Source organism: Thermocrispum municipale DSM 44069 (genome assembly GCF_000427825.1).
GTDB classification, from domain to species: Bacteria; Actinomycetota; Actinomycetes; order Mycobacteriales; family Pseudonocardiaceae; genus Thermocrispum; species Thermocrispum municipale.
The window spans coordinates 1-14613 of the sequence record NZ_ATYT01000016.1; the positions used below are offsets into that span (position 1 = coordinate 1).

The following is a 14613-nucleotide window of genomic DNA, read 5'->3' on the forward strand; positions in this document are numbered from 1 at the left end:
CCACCCCATACCGGAAAAACCTTTCCACACCCCACCATGCGATGAAGTGTCCTATGCGGTATTAGACCCCGTTTCCAGGGCTTATCCCACAGTACGGGACAGGTTACCCACGTGTTACTCACCCGTTCGCCACTCCTCCACCCAGTCAAAGACCAGGCTTCAGCGTTCGACTTGCATGTGTTAAGCACGCCGCCAGCGTTCGTCCTGAGCCAGGATCAAACTCTCCAACAATGAATCCTGACAAAAACAACCAACACACAAACAAATGTATGCCGGCCGCAAACTCAAAGAAACCCAAACAGGGTTCCAAAAAATCAACTGGCTAAGCTCACAAACACACTGTTGAGTTCTCAAACAACACGTCGCATCAACCCTTGCGGGTTGGAAGCTTCGGGTTTTGCTCCCTGTTGGGGCCGGGAGCCTTGCCCCCGCCGGTGCTTCCCGGTCCGTTTCGGTCCGGCTCGCTCCGACGTGAGAGAACTTTACACGAGCTCCAGACCCCCAAAAACGGGGGGTCCCTTAAGATCGTTTACGCAGGTCAGAGGCCGTTTTCAAGCGAAGAGGCGCCCCGCGGGCCCGCACCCGGCCGCCGAGCACGCCGCAACGCGTTCGGGACCTGCGAAGCCCATCGGAGCGCCTCCGCTCGGGGACGGCCTGCCGTCACACCAACAAGCGCACCCCCGCGACGTTCCGCTTACCCCGCCGGACGATCAGCCACTTGCCGTGCAGAGCATCCGCAGGCTCGGGGCGCCACTCCTCGTCGGAGATCTTGGTGTTGTTCACGTACGCCCCGCCCTCACGGACCGTGCGACGCGCAGCGCCCTTCGACTCGCTCAGGCCCGCGGCCACGAGCAAGTCCACGATCGTCGGCTCGTCGGACAGTGCCACTTCACCCGTCGGCACCTCCGCCATCACCGATTCCAGGGTCGGCTCGTCCAGTGCGCTGAACTCACCCTTGCCGAACAAGGCCTGGCTTGCCGCGACGACCTGGGCTGTCTGATCAGCACCGTGCACCAGGGTGGTCAGCTCCTCGGCCAACCGGCGCTGCGCGGCCCGGCGGAACGGCTGCTCCTCGGTCTGCCGCTCGAGCTCGGCGATCTCCTCTTGCGACAGGAAGGTGAACAGCTTCAAGTACCGGATCACATCGGCGTCGGCCACGTTGACGAAGTACTGGTACCACGCGTACGGCGACGTCATCTCCGGGTCGAGCCACAGCGAACCCCCACCGGTCGACTTGCCGAACTTGCGGCCTTCCGAATCGGTCACCAGCGGCGTGGTCAAGGCGTGCACGGTGGCGCCGTCGACGCGGCGGATGTAGTCCACTCCGCCGACGATGTTGCCCCACTGGTCCGACCCACCGATCTGCAGCTTGGTGCCGTACCGGCGGTAGAGCTGCAGGTAGTCGTAGGACTGCAGTAACAGGTAGCTGAACTCGGTGTAGGAGATGCCGTCCGTGGCCAGCCTGCGCTTGATCGTCTCGCGGGCCAGCATGGTGTTCACCGAGAAGTGCTTGCCCACCTCACGGAGGAACTCCAACGCGCCGAAGCCTTCGAACCAGTTCAGGTTGTTCTCGGCGATCGCACCGGTCGGGGTGTCGTCGAACGTGACGAACTTTTCCAGCTGCGCGCGGATCTTCTCCAGCCGTGCCGCGACGACGTCCGGGCTCACCAGGCTCCGCTCGCCCACGTCGCGCGGGTCCCCGATCTGGCCGGTCGCTCCCCCGGCGAGCACGACGGGGCGGTGGCCCGCACGCTGGAACCTGGCCAGCGTCAGCAGTTGCAGCAGATTCCCCGCGTGCAGGCTTTCCGCGGTCGGGTCGAACCCGCAATACAGCGTGAGCGGGCCGGCGGCCAGGTCCTTGCCCAGCGCCTCCAGGTCGGTGGACTGCGCGATCAGCCCGCGCCAGGACAGCTCGTCGAGAATCTGCTCACTCACGGCGTTCATCTTTCCTTACTGCGCTTGCCGCCTCGGCGGTAGGGACTGACCGCCGGGGAATCGACCCAGAACCGCCACGGCGTGTCGTGCGCTGCGGCGACGCCGACGCGAGGACCCGAATTCACCTTCCGGCACGGCTCCGGCGCCGCCCACAACCTGATCGGCGACGACGGTTCGGTGACGTCGACACCATTGTGCTCGCGGGTGATCCCGAGCGCCGTGCACAACCGCGCAGGCCCGCGCGCCAGGTCCGACGGCTTCCGCGCGGCGGGGCGACGCTGCGCGGCCAGCTCGACGCCATCGACGATCTCGGCAGCACGGAGCAGGACCGCACCGGCCTCGCCATCGGTCATGCTGACCACGTTGGCGCAGAAGTGCATGCCGTAGATGAAGTACACGTACAGCCTGCCCGCCGGCCCCCACATCACCTCGTTGCGTGCGGTGCGCCCTCGGTACGAATGGGAGGCAGGGTCGTCCGCGCCGCGGTAGGCCTCCACTTCCACGATCCGGGCGCGTACCCCGTGGGCCTCGATCGAACAGCCGAGCAGCAGGTGAGCGGCATCGACCGGGTCCACGGCCAGCTCTTCGCGGGTCAGCAGCCTGGTCACGAGCGGCAGCTTACGGCCCGGCCGCAGCCGGTTCGAACCGCTCCCCCGCGCGCCGGCGAGACCGTTCGGCCCGCAGCGCGGGCAGGTACAGCGGCGCGGCGAGGGCCAGCGCCACCCCACCGATGACGATGGCCAGTCCGACGGACGACCCGGCAGCGACCGATGTCAGAACGACGAGCCCCAGGCTCCCCGCGGGCTGAGCGGCCATCGAGTTGATCGAGACCACGGTGGCCCGGTGCCGGGATTCGACTTCGCGGTGCAACAACGTCATGTGCAGTGGGTTCGCGGCCCCGTGCACCAGATACGTGGCCAGGAACCCGGTCAGCAGACCGGCGACACCCGCGAGCAGTCCCATACCGATCACGGCGGCGCCCTGCAGTACGCGCAGCAGCAATGCCGACCACGCGACCCCGATGCGTTTGCTGAGCAACGGGATCACCGCCGCACCGACCGCGGATGCCACCCAGCCACCGGTCGTCACGGGTCCCATCAGCACGGCCGCCGGTCGCTCGCCACCGACAAGCTCGGCCAGTCGCACCGGCATCAGGTTCTCGAACGTGACACCACCGAAACCCCAGAACAGTTCGACAGCGACGAGTGCCGCCAGCACCTTCGATCCGCGGATCAGCCTGACACCGTCGGCGATGAACCGTGGCACGTCGCGGAGCGACTCACCGACCGTTCCCCTGCCCTGCTCCGGTTCGACGACCAGCACCGCCACCGCTACCAGGCCCGCGGCCGCCACCAGCACCGCCACCAGCACCGGCAGTGCAAGCGGTTCGATCCCAGTGACCGGCAACGCCGCGAGGCCCGCGGCGGTCAACGCTCCCGCGGCGATGCCGACGCTGAGCATCGCCGAGCCGCCGCTGAGTGCCGAGTCCAACCGGACTTTCGGGTCGGCAGCCAGGATGCGGTCGACGAACCACGCTTCGAGGGGTCCGCTGTCCAGCGCCCGGAACGCGCCCTGAAGCGCGTAGGCGCACGCCAGCGCCGCGAACGAGTACGCGAACAGCATCAGCGTCGATGACACGACGGCGAATGCGCCCGCGAGCAGCAGGACCGGTCGGCGCCCCTATGCATCCGCGAGCCCGCCGGTCGGCAATTCGAGCGCCAGCACGACGAGGTCCTGCAGCGACGCGGCCACTCCCACATCGACCAGTGAAAGTCCCCGCGATCCAGCGGCAGCAGCACGCCGACGGGAAGCGTCAGGCCTACCGGGAACCAGCGCAACCCCAGCAGCCACAGATAGCGGCGGCGCGCCTGACCAGCGGTGATCACTGCGGTGCCGCGCCCGACGGTGGCGTCGTGGGATCAGTGGGCATCGCATGCAGGTAGACCGTTACCCGTCGCGCGGCGTCCCCGCGTCCCGGTCTGTTCCGATAGCGTCGCAGCACTTCGTGCAGCTCCGCCATGAGCTCGCGCAACTCGTCCGCGTCGAGTTCCAGCAACGCGTCCGACAGTCCGGCGGCCTCCCGCCACTCCGGCGGCCACTGCGGCCGGTACTCCTCCCACTGCGCGACCCGGTGTGCTTCCTCCTGCCAGTAGTGCCTGCGCAGCCAGCCTGCCGCAGCCGCAGCGTCCGGGTCGTCCGGAATATCGGCGTCCGACCACCCGTGCGACTCCTGCGCGGCCCGCCACCGTCGTTGGCGTCCCGGTTGGCCCCCGATTTCGGTGACCAGCCCGACGTCAGCGAGTTTGCGCAGGTGATAGCTGGTCGCACCGGTGTTCGTGTGCAGGGCCGACGCGAGCTCCGTAGCCGTGGCGGGCCCGTCCCGTCGCAACGCGCTGAGCAGCCGGGCCCGCAGCGGATGCGCCAGCACGCGCAGGGCCTCCGGCGTGAGAACGACGTGCGACTCGGTGGGCTCCACATCTCGCATGCGTACACAATATCTATGCACACTTCCTTTGCATAGATATTGTGCAACTCTGCTGCTCTGCGCTCGGCGGGACGCAGCAGAGTCGGCGTCAGCCGGTGACCCAGGCGCGCGCTTCCGCGACCCGGGCAGCCACGACGGTGAGCTGTTCGGCCACGCGGGCAGGCGCCGTACCGCCCAGAGCGTCACGGCTGGCGATCGAGCCTTCCACCGTGAGCACTTCGCGCACCTTGGGCGTCAGTGCCGGGTGCACCGCGGCGAGCTCGGTGTCGGTCAAATCCTCGAGCCCGACTCCCCTGCTTTCGGCCACGCGCACACATTCGCCCGCGGCTTCGTGCGCCACGCGGAACGGCACACCCTGGCGGACCAGCCACTCGGCGACATCGGTGGCCAACGTGAACCCGGCGGGCGCGAGTTCGGCCATCCGATCGGTGTGGAAGGTCAGCGTGCTGATCATCCCGGCGATCGCCGGATACAGCAGCTCGAGCTGCTCGATCGAGTCGAACAGCGGCTCCTTGTCCTCCTGCAGATCGCGGTTGTAGGCCAGCGGCTGCGCCTTGAGGGTCGCCAGCAAGCCGGTGAGGTTGCCGATCAGCCTGCCCGCTTTGCCGCGGGTCAGCTCCGCGACATCCGGGTTCTTCTTCTGCGGCATGATCGACGAGCCAGTGGCCCACGCGTCGTCCAGCGTGACGTAGCCGAACTCCGCGGTGTTCCAGATGATCACTTCCTCGGCGATACGGGACAGGTGCACGCCGAGCATGGCCAGCACGAACGCGAACTCGGCGGCGAAGTCCCGCGACGCCGTGCCGTCGATGGAGTTCTGCGACGCGGCCGGGAAACCCAGCTCGCTCGCAACCGCTTCGGGATCCAGGCCGAGCGAGGAACCGGCCAGCGCGCCGGAGCCGTACGGCGACTCGGCCGCACGGTCGTCCCAATCCTGGATCCGCGAGACGTCCCGCAGCAGTGCCTGGGCGTGGGCCAGCAGATGGTGCGCGAGCAGGATCGGCTGTGCGTGCTGCAGGTGTGTACGGCCGGGCAGGACGGCGTCCGGATGACGACGAGCCTGGTCGACGAGCGCCTGCACGATGTCCAAGACGCCGCTGGCGGCCCGCCGGGCCGCGTCGCGCAGGTACATGCGGAACAACGTGGCGACCTGGTCGTTGCGGGAACGGCCGGCACGCAGCTTCCCGCCGAGCTCAGCTCCCGCCCGCTCCAGCAGGCCACGTTCCAGCGCGGTATGCACGTCTTCGTCCGACGGCTCGGGCTTGAACGCACCGGACTCGACGTCGTCGGCCAGCTGGTCGAGGGCCCGCAGCATGGCTGCGAGCTCGTCGGCGCTCAGCAGGCCCGCCTTGTGCAGGACGCGGGCGTGCGCGCGCGACCCGGCGATGTCGTACGGCGCGAGCCGCCAGTCGAAATGCGTCGAGGCACTCAGCGCGGCCATGGCTTCCGCCGGGCCGCTGGCGAACCGGCCGCCCCACAACGACGTCGGCTGCTGGTTGTCTGTCATCAGTCGGTCCCGTACTCCATCGCGGCCTCGTCCAGCGCGGCCTGGTCGTCGCCGGTCACCGTCGGGTTCGCAGTGATCCGGTCCGCGCCACCGGCGGGCAGCTCCCCGAACAGGGTGCCGTTCTCCACCAGCACCTGCCCCTGGTCGAGCGGTTGCATGGCGTAGAACTCCAGCTTGTCACGCGAGTCGGCGATGTCCAGGTTGCGCATGGTCAACTGACCGATCCGGTCGGTGGGACCGAAAGCGGCGTTGGACACCTTCTCCATGGACAGCTTCTCCGGGTGGTAGGAGAAGTTCTCGCCCTGGGTGTCGACGATCGTGTAGTCCTCGCCGCGCCGCAGCCGCACGGTGACCTCGCCGCTGACCAGCGAGGCGATCCAGCGCTGGATGGCCTCGCGCAGCATCAGCGCCTGCGGGTCGAGCCACCGGCCCTCGTAGAGCAGCCTGCCGAGCTTGCGGCCCTCGGAGTGGTAGTTGGCGATGGTGTCCTCGTTGTGGATCGCGTTGAGCAACCGCTCGTAGGTGATCCACAACAGCGCCATGCCGGGGGCTTCGTAGATGCCACGCGACTTGGCCTCGATGATCCGGTTCTCGATCTGGTCGGACATGCCCAGCCCGTGCCTGCCGCCGATCGCGTTGGCCTCCAGCACCAGCTCGACCGGGTCGTCGTAGGTCACACCGTTGATGGCGACCGGGCGGCCTGCCTCGAAGCGGACCGTCACGTCCTCCGGCTCGATCTCCACCTCGGGGTCCCAGAACCGCACGCCCATGATCGGTTCGACGGTTTCCAGCGAGACGTCCAGGTGCTCGAGCGTCTTGGCTTCGTGGGTGGCGCCCCAGATGTTGGCGTCGGTCGAGTAGGCCTTCTCCGCCGGGTCCCGGTACGGCAGACCGTTGGCGGTGAGCCACTCGCTCATCTCCTTGCGCCCGCCGAGCTCGGCGACGAACTCCGGGTCCAGCCACGGCTTGTAGATCCGCAACTCCGGGTTGGCCAGCAGCCCGTAACGGTAGAAGCGCTCGATGTCGTTGCCCTTGAACGTCGACCCGTCACCCCAGATGTCCACCCCGTCGGAGTGCATCGCGCGCACCAGCATCGTGCCGGTGACCGCGCGCCCGAGCGGCGTGGTGTTGAAATAGACCCGTCCGGCGGAGCGGATGTGGAAAGCTCCGCAGGTCAGCGCGGCGATGCCCTCCTCGACCAGCTGCCTGCGGCAGTCCAGCGCACGGGCGATCTCGGCGCCGTACTCCTTGGCCCGGCCGGGTACGGAATCGATGTCGGACTCGTCGTACTGTCCGAGGTTCGCGGTGTAGGTGCACGGAATCGCGCCCTTGCTACGCATCCACGCGACGGCGACCGAGGTGTCCAGGCCGCCGGAGAACGCGATGCCGACCCGCTCCCCCTTGGGCAGCGACGTAAGAACTTTGCTCAATCTTCTCTTCCTTCTTTGTCAGCGTCTTCGTGGCGGTCTTCGTGGCGGTCTTCGTGGCGGTGCCCGTCGGCCATGTCGGTGAACCGCTGCGCCAGCTGCGCCCCGGTGACCGGTTCCCTGGCGATCACCAGGACGGTGTCGTCGCCGGCGATGGTGCCCACCACCTCGTGCAGTGCCGAGCGGTCGATCGCGCTGGCCAGGAACTGCGCCGCACCAGGCGGCGTGCGCAGGACCGTGATGTTGGCCGAGCTGTCCGCCGACACCAGCAACTCGCTGAGCAGCCGGGACAGCCGGGAGGTGCCGCCCTGCACACCACGGACCGGGCTGCCGTCCTCCGGGATGACGTAGACCGGCACGCCCCCGTCCGCGCCGCGCAGCTTGACCGCACCCAGCTCGTCGAGGTCGCGCGACAGCGTCGCTTGGGTGACCTCGATACCCTCCGCGGCCAGCATGCGTGCGAGCTCGGTCTGGCTCCGGATCGCCTTGGTGGAGACCAGCTCGACGATGCGCGCCTGGCGGGCCACGCGGGTCGTTGCTGCCGAGTGGGTCATCGTCGCTCCCCCCACCACGCTCGCCTGCTCGACCTGGTGCTCGTCATGTGGCCGCTCCCGCATCGAGGGCCGCCGGGACCGCGGCCAGGAACGCCTCGGCCTGGTGCTCGCTCAGGATCAGCGGCGGGGCGAGCCGCACCGTGTCCGGGCGGACCGGGTTCACCAGAAAGCCCGCCTCCTGAGCCGCTTTGGCGACTGCACCGGCCGTCGGCTCGGCCAGCTCGATGCCGATGAGCAGGCCCGCACCGCGAACCTGCGTGACGAGCGGGTGGTCGAGAGACTCCAAGCCGGCCAGCAGTGTCTTGCCGAGGCGACCGACATGTTCCAGCAGCCCGTCGGACCGGATGGTCCGCAGGACGGCGAGGCCGGCGGCACAGGCGATCGGATTGCCGCCGAACGTGGTGCCGTGCTGTCCGGGCTGGAGCAGGTCACCGGCTTGTCCGACACCGATCACCGCGGCCAACGGCAGACCGCCACCCAGGCCTTTGGCCAACGTGATGACGTCCGGCACGACCCCGGCCTGGTGGAAGGCGAACCACGAGCCGACGCGGCCGATCCCGGTCTGCACCTCGTCCAGCACGAGCAGTGCGCCGTGCCGCCGGGTGATCTCGCGCGCGGCCCGAAGGTATCCCTCCGGCGGGACGACGACGCCGCCCTCACCCAGGATCGGTTCGAGGAACACGGCGGCGGTTTCCCCGTCCACGGCGGCTTCCAACGCGGCCGCGTCGCCGTACGGCACATGTTGCACCTCGGGGAGCAGCGGCTCGAACGGGGTCCGCTTCGGCGGCTGGCCGGTCAGCGTCAAGGCGCCCATCGTGCGGCCGTGGAACGCGTTCTCGCAGGCCACGACGCGCGTGCGGCCCGTCAGCCTGGTGAGTTTCAACGCCGCCTCGACGGCTTCGGCCCCCGAGTTGCAGAACAGCACCTTGCCGGTGGGCAGCTCGGCCACCCGCAGCAACTGCTCGGCCAGCTCGACGGCCACGGGGTTGATGTAGAGGTTGGACGTGTGGCCCAGGGTGGCGACCTGCTCGCTGACCGCCTGCACGACGGCCGGGTGGGCGTGGCCGAGCGCGTTCACCGCGATGCCGCCGACGAGATCGACGTACGACCGACCGTCGGCGTCCCACACCACGGCGCCGTCGCCGCGAACCAGTTCGAGTTCGGGCGTGCCGTAGTTGTTCATCACGGCGGACTGCCAGCGCTGCCGGGCCAGCTGGTTCGAGCCCGAGGGCTGAACCGGGTGAGGCGTCGGGTCAGGCATTGTCGGCCTCCTTGTCGGACGGCAGCACCATGGTGCCGATGCCGCTGGAGGTGAAGACCTCGAGCAGCACCGAGTGAGCGATCCGCCCGTCGATCACGTGCGCCGAGCGCACGCCACCGCGAATGGCCCGCACGCAGGCCTCCATCTTGGGAATCATGCCGCTGGACAGCGTCGGGAGCATCTTCTCCAGCCGGTCGACCTGGATCTTGTCGATCAACGACGACCGGTCCGGCCAGGCGGCGTAGAGGCCTTCCACGTCGGTGAGCACGACGAGCTTCTCCGCGCCGAGAGCCGCTGCCAGGGCGCCCGCCGCGGTGTCGGCATTGACGTTGTGCACCACGCCGTCGGCGTCCGGTGCCACGGTGGAGACCACGGGGATCCGGCCTGCGTTGACGATGTCCAGCACCGCGTCCGGGTTGACGCTGGTGACCTCACCGACCAGGCCGAGGTCGACCACTTCGCCGTCGATCGTGGCTTCTTTGCGGGTCGCGGTGAACAGGCGCGCGTCCTCGCCCGAGATCCCGACCGCGTACGGGCCGTGCGCGTTGATCAGGCCGACGAGTTCCCGGCTGACCTGGCCGGTGAGCACCATGCGGACGACGTCCATCGTCTCGGGTGTGGTGACTCGCAGGCCGCCGCGGAACTCGCCGTCGATGCCGAGCCGGTCGAGCATCGCGGAGATCTGCGGGCCGCCGCCGTGGACGACGACCGGCTTCAGCCCCGCCAGTCGCAGGAACACCATGTCCTGCGCGAACGCGGCCTTCAGCTCGTCGTCGATCATCGCGTTGCCGCCGTACTTGATCACGACGGTCGCGCCGTGGAAGCGCTGCAGCCACGGCAACGCCTCGATGAGTACGCCTGCTTTTTCGGCCGCGGTGGCCAGCCGCGCGTCGGCGGGGATGGTGTGTTCGGGGGATTCGTCGACGGTCATGAGGAGTACGCGCTGTTCTCTTCGACGTAGTCGTGCGACAGGTCGGTGGTCAGCACGGTCGCGCTGCCTTCGCCCGCGTGCAGGTGGATCTCGACGGTGATCTCCTTGCCGGAGAGGTCGGCCTTGGACCGGTCCTCGCCTGCACCACCGCCGACGCAGACCTGGACGCCGTTGATCGTGATGTCCAGCCGCTGCGGATCGAACTCGGCGGCGTTGCCGACGGCCATCGCGATGCGGCCCCAGTTCGGGTCCGAGCCGAAAAACGCCGTCTTGCAGAGGTTGTCCCTGGCCACAGCCCGGGCGGCCACTTCGGCATCGGCGTTCGTGGCGGCGCCGGCGACGGTGATCGTCACGTGCTTGGTCACGCCTTCGGCGTCCGCCTGGAGCTGGGCGACCAGGTCACGGCACACGGTGGTGAGCGCTTGGGTGAACGTCTCCAGGTCGGGCTGCACACCGCTGGCGCCGGAGCTGAGCAGCAGCACGGTGTCGTTGGTGGACGTCCCACCGTCGACGTCGAGCCGGTTGAAGGTCTCGTCGACGGCCGCGCGCAGTGCGGCCTGGGCGTCGGCCGAGCTGGGCAGGACCGCGTCGGTGGTGACGACCGACAGCATGGTGGCCATGTTCGGCGCGCACATGCCCGCGCCCTTGGCGAAGCCGCCGATGCTCCACTCCCCCACGGTCAACGCGCACTGCTTCGGCACGGTGTCCGTGGTCATGACAGCGGTCGCCGCGTCCAGCCCGTGCTGCGGGGTGGCGCCGAGCTGCTGTGCCGCGGTGTCCACACCGGCCAACACGGCCTGCATCGGCAGGCGTTCGCCGATCAAACCGGTGGAGCAGACCGCGACCTCGATGGCGCCCGTGCCGAGCACCTCGGCAACGTGCTCGGCGGTGGCGTGCGTGTCCTGGAAGCCTTCCGGGCCGGTGCACGCGTTGGCGCCGCCGGAGTTCAGCACCACGGCGGTGAGCTTGCCGGCGGTGAGCACCTGCTGCGACCACAGCACCGGCGCGGCTTTCACCGTGTTGCGGGTGAACACGCCCGCTGCGATGCGAGAGGGGCCGTCGTTGACGACCAGGGTCAGGTCCTTGGCGCCGGATTTCTTGATGCCCGCGGCGACGCCGGCTGCCCGAAAGCCTTGCGCGGCGACCACGCCCTGGGCCCGGTCCGGCACGGCGTTGGTGGTCATGGTGCGACTCCTGTGGTTGGCAGGCCCGAGGTCTCCGGCAGGCCGAGGGCCAGGTTGAGGCACTGCACGGCGGCACCCGCGGTGCCTTTGGTCAGGTTGTCGATCGCGGCGATGACGACGAGCCGGCGGGCGTCGGTGTCGACCGCGACCTGCAGAGCGAGGTTGTTCGAGCCGAGGGTGGCTTTCGTGGTGGGCCAGGAGCCCTCCGGCAGGACGTGCACGAACGGCTCGTCGCCGTACGTCTTGTCGTAGACCGCGCGGGCGGCCGTGGCGTCGATGTCGTCGATCAGCGGTGCGCTCGCGGTCGTCAGGATTCCGCGCGGCATCGGAGCCAGCACCGGAGTGAAGGACACGGTGACCGGCGATCCCGCGGCTGCAGCGAGGTTCTGCCGGAATTCGGGGGTGTGGCGGTGAACGCCGCCGACGCCGTACGCCGACGCGGAGCCCATGACCTCGGCTCCGAGCAGGTGCGGCTTCAGCGACTTTCCCGCGCCCGAGGTGCCCGTCACGGACACGACGGTGACGTCCGGCTCGACGAGACCGGCGATCAGGGCGGGGGCAAGGGCGAGAGATCCTCCGGTCGGGAAGCAACCCGGGACGGCGATTCGTCGGGCACCCGACAGCTGGTCGCGCTGGCGCGTGCCGTCGGCGAGCGGGAGCTCCGGCAGACCGTACGGCCACGTGCCGGAGTGTTCGCTGCCGTAGAACTTCGTCCAGTCCTCGGCGTCGCGCAGCCGGTGATCCGCACCGAGGTCGATGACCAGCACGTCCTCGGGGAGCTGGGCGGCGAGCTCAGCCGAGTGCCCGTGCGGCAGCGCCAGAAACACCACGTCGTGCCCGGACAACACCTCTGGCGTGGTGTCTTCCAGCACTCGGTCCGCGAGCGGAACCAGGTGCGGGTGGTGCTGGCCCAGCGCTGTGCCGGCGTTACCTCCGGCGGTCAGCGCGCCGATGTCGACGGACGGGTGCCCGAGAAGGAGCCGGAGAAGCTCGCCACCGGCGTACCCACTCGCGCCCGCCACTGCTACCGAAACCATGTGAATAAGTATGCATGGCCCTGAAAATTCACTCAATCCAGGTTGGCATAAGTCACCGGGATGAACCGACCACCGTGGGTGTCAGGACTCCGGCGGCGCGACGAGAGCTGCCGTGAGGGCCTCGGTAACGGCGGGCCGTTTGCAGCATCGGATCGACGAATTTGCCAGGCCGAGCGTGGAAATGACACAACACGACGGACACGACGCCACCGGCGGGTTCCAGGGTCGCGCCAACGCCCGACAGCTTCGTTCGATCCGGATGGGTGCCGCCGATGCGGAGGACTTCGGCGAACGGGATACGCGAGCGCACAGCCGCGCCACACGAGCGGAGGTGTGCTCCCGAAGCACAGCCGCGCTACGCGACCGACGTGTGCTCCCGAAGCACAGCCGCGCTACGCGACCGACGTGTGCTCGCGGAGCACAACCGAGCCATGCGAACCGAGTGTGATCGGAGCACAACTGAGCCATGCGAACCGGGTGTGATCGCGGGCGCGCGACGGAGAGCGCTCGCGGGCGCACACTTGGACGACGCCGCAAACAGGTCCACCGCCCGGCGTGCCCACACACGGGAGCGCCCCGGTGGCGTTGGCCTACCGGGGCGCTCACCGCAGACGAACCGCGAGGTCAGCCGTGCCGGGCCGGCCGCAGTGCCTCTTCCAGCACCGCGGGCTGCTTGGCCGACTTGACCGCACGCAACTGCTTCGCGCCTTCCGGAACCGGCTTCGGCAGCGGCGTGCACTGCGCGTCGGAGTCGTTGCCGTTCTTACGTTCCGGCAGCTTGCCGGTCGCCAGGTAGTCGGCGATCTGGTCGTCGACGCACGCGTTGCCGCCCAGCGAGCCGGAGTGCGTGGTGCCGCCGGGCAGGCTGATCAGGCTGGACTTCGGGAAGCGCTTGCGCACCTCGAGCGCACCGGAGAACGGCGTCGCGGCGTCCTCTTCCTCACTGATCAGCAGGATCGGCGGAGCTTTGCTGCCGTCGACCTTCGGCGCGGTGCCCGCCTTGGCCGGCCAGTACAGGCACGGCGCGTTGTACCACGCATTGGCCCAGGTCTCGAACGGCGCCCACTCGTGGATGCGCCAGTTGTCCTCACTCCACTTCTTCCAGCTGGTCGGCCACTGCGTGTCGGTGCACTCCACGCCGATGTAGACGGCGAAGCCGTTGTCGTCGCCCATCTCGCTGCCGGCGTCGTACAGCTCCTTCAGACCCTTCCAGTCCTTGTCGTGCACCCAGGCGGAGAAGGCCTTCGCGATCGCGTCCCACTGGTACTGGCCGTAGCCGGCGGGGAGGAAGAGGTCGGTCAGCTCGGACGAGCCGATCTTGCCGCCCGCCGGCTTGCGGTCCAGCAGCTTCTTCTGCTTGTAGAACTCCTGCTCGACCTCGATCGCCTTGTCCCCGAGGCGGTAGACGTCGTCGTACCGGGCGATCCAGTCGAAGTAGATCTTGATGACCCGATCGAAGTGGATGTCCTGGTTCAGGTTCGCCTCGTACCACACCGTCGACGGGTTCACCACGCCGTCGAACACCGCGCGGTGGATGCGCGACGGGTACTGGGTGGCGTAGACCTGCCCGAGGTAGGTGCCGTAGGAGAACCCGTAGTAGTTGATCTTCTCCACGCCCAGTGCCTTGCGGATGGACTCCATGTCCTTGACCACGTCACGGGTCTTCAGGTGCGGCAGGAGCTCTTTGGCGTCCGACTCCGCGCAAGCGTGCGCGTACTCCGCCGACCGCCGCAGCCACGTGCGCTCCAGCTCCTTGGTCGTCGGCACGTACTCCGGCCGGTTGTACCCGAAGTGGTCCGGCTTGCAGCTCAGCGCGGGCTCGCTGGAACCGACACCGCGCGGGTCGAAGCCGATCCAGTCGAACTGACCGCCGACACCGTTCGGCACGTACTCACCGAGAATGGCCAGACGCAGCCCCGAGCCGCCCGGGCCACCCGGGTTGACCAGCATCGGGCCTTGGTAGTCGGCTTCCGATGACGTGTGCTTGATGCGGGAGACCGCGAGCTTGATCTTCTTGCCGTCCGGCTTCGCGTAGTTCAGCGGAACCTCGACGAATCCGCATTCCGCGCCCGCCTCGGCCAGGCGTTCGTCCTCGCACTCGCCCCACTCGACGGGTGGTGGTTGGTAACTCGGTGTTGCCTGTGGTGTCGCCCCCGCGGTCGGCGCCAGCAGCGCGACGCCCGTCGCCACTCCGGCAGCCGCTACCGCAGCAATGATCTTCTTCATCATTGTCCCTCTGTCGACTAATTCACCCGATCCCCCGGGCCGCTCGATGACCAAGCGACAATACTC

Annotated in this window: 11 protein-coding genes, 1 rRNA gene and 1 pseudogene; all 13 read right to left on the minus strand. The window is 68.6% G+C overall.

What is annotated here, in order from left to right:
• Nucleotides 1–231: ribosomal RNA gene (locus YWM_RS0113875) — 16S ribosomal RNA — on the minus strand; the annotation flags it as partial.
• A gap of 429 nt (nucleotides 232–660) precedes the next feature.
• Nucleotides 661–1935, minus strand: coding sequence for a tyrosine--tRNA ligase (gene tyrS / locus YWM_RS0113880; protein WP_028851238.1), 1275 nt, complete (start codon nucleotides 1933–1935; stop codon nucleotides 661–663).
• A gap of 5 nt (nucleotides 1936–1940) precedes the next feature.
• The gene (locus YWM_RS0113885) at nucleotides 1941–2543 is read right to left on the minus strand and encodes a DNA-3-methyladenine glycosylase (protein ID WP_043661099.1); all 603 of its coding nucleotides are present in this window, start codon (nucleotides 2541–2543) and stop codon (nucleotides 1941–1943) included.
• Nucleotides 2544–2553: 10 nt separating this feature from the next.
• A pseudogene (locus tag YWM_RS23655) lies at nucleotides 2554–3603 on the minus strand (MFS transporter); the annotation flags it as partial.
• A gap of 214 nt (nucleotides 3604–3817) precedes the next feature.
• Nucleotides 3818–4420, minus strand: coding sequence for a winged helix-turn-helix domain-containing protein (locus YWM_RS27070; protein ID WP_043661101.1), 603 nt, complete (start codon nucleotides 4418–4420; stop codon nucleotides 3818–3820).
• A gap of 88 nt (nucleotides 4421–4508) precedes the next feature.
• Entirely contained in the window at nucleotides 4509–5927 is a 1419-nt protein-coding gene (gene argH / locus YWM_RS0113900; RefSeq protein ID WP_028851240.1) for an argininosuccinate lyase, read from the minus strand.
• Entirely contained in the window at nucleotides 5927–7357 is a 1431-nt protein-coding gene (gene argG, locus YWM_RS0113905; RefSeq protein ID WP_028851241.1) for an argininosuccinate synthase, read from the minus strand. Before argG ends, argH begins: the two co-directional genes overlap by 1 nt.
• Nucleotides 7354–7908: an arginine repressor gene (locus YWM_RS23665; protein ID WP_052344909.1), complete on the minus strand. Its 555-nt coding sequence runs from the start codon at nucleotides 7906–7908 to the stop codon at nucleotides 7354–7356. The genes argG and YWM_RS23665 overlap by 4 nt, the downstream gene beginning before the upstream one ends.
• 43 nt (nucleotides 7909–7951) lie before the next feature.
• The gene (locus YWM_RS0113915; protein WP_084612407.1) at nucleotides 7952–9169 is read right to left on the minus strand and encodes an acetylornithine transaminase; all 1218 of its coding nucleotides are present in this window, start codon (nucleotides 9167–9169) and stop codon (nucleotides 7952–7954) included.
• Nucleotides 9162–10100 carry an acetylglutamate kinase gene (argB, locus tag YWM_RS0113920; RefSeq protein ID WP_028851243.1) on the minus strand — a complete coding sequence of 313 codons (939 nt, stop codon included), beginning with the start codon at nucleotides 10098–10100 and terminating at the stop codon, nucleotides 9162–9164. Before argB ends, YWM_RS0113915 begins: the two co-directional genes overlap by 8 nt.
• Nucleotides 10097–11284, minus strand: a complete 1188-nt coding sequence (argJ, locus tag YWM_RS0113925) for a bifunctional glutamate N-acetyltransferase/amino-acid acetyltransferase ArgJ (RefSeq protein ID WP_043661103.1) — start codon at nucleotides 11282–11284, stop codon at nucleotides 10097–10099. Before argJ ends, argB begins: the two co-directional genes overlap by 4 nt.
• On the minus strand, nucleotides 11281–12321 hold the full coding sequence (argC, locus tag YWM_RS0113930) for an N-acetyl-gamma-glutamyl-phosphate reductase (protein WP_043661105.1): 1041 nt from the start codon (nucleotides 12319–12321) through the stop codon (nucleotides 11281–11283). The genes argJ and argC overlap by 4 nt, the downstream gene beginning before the upstream one ends.
• Before the next feature lie 624 nt (nucleotides 12322–12945).
• The gene (locus tag YWM_RS0113935) at nucleotides 12946–14547 is read right to left on the minus strand and encodes an alpha/beta hydrolase (RefSeq protein WP_028851246.1); all 1602 of its coding nucleotides are present in this window, start codon (nucleotides 14545–14547) and stop codon (nucleotides 12946–12948) included.
• Nucleotides 14548–14613: the final 66 nt, after the last annotated feature.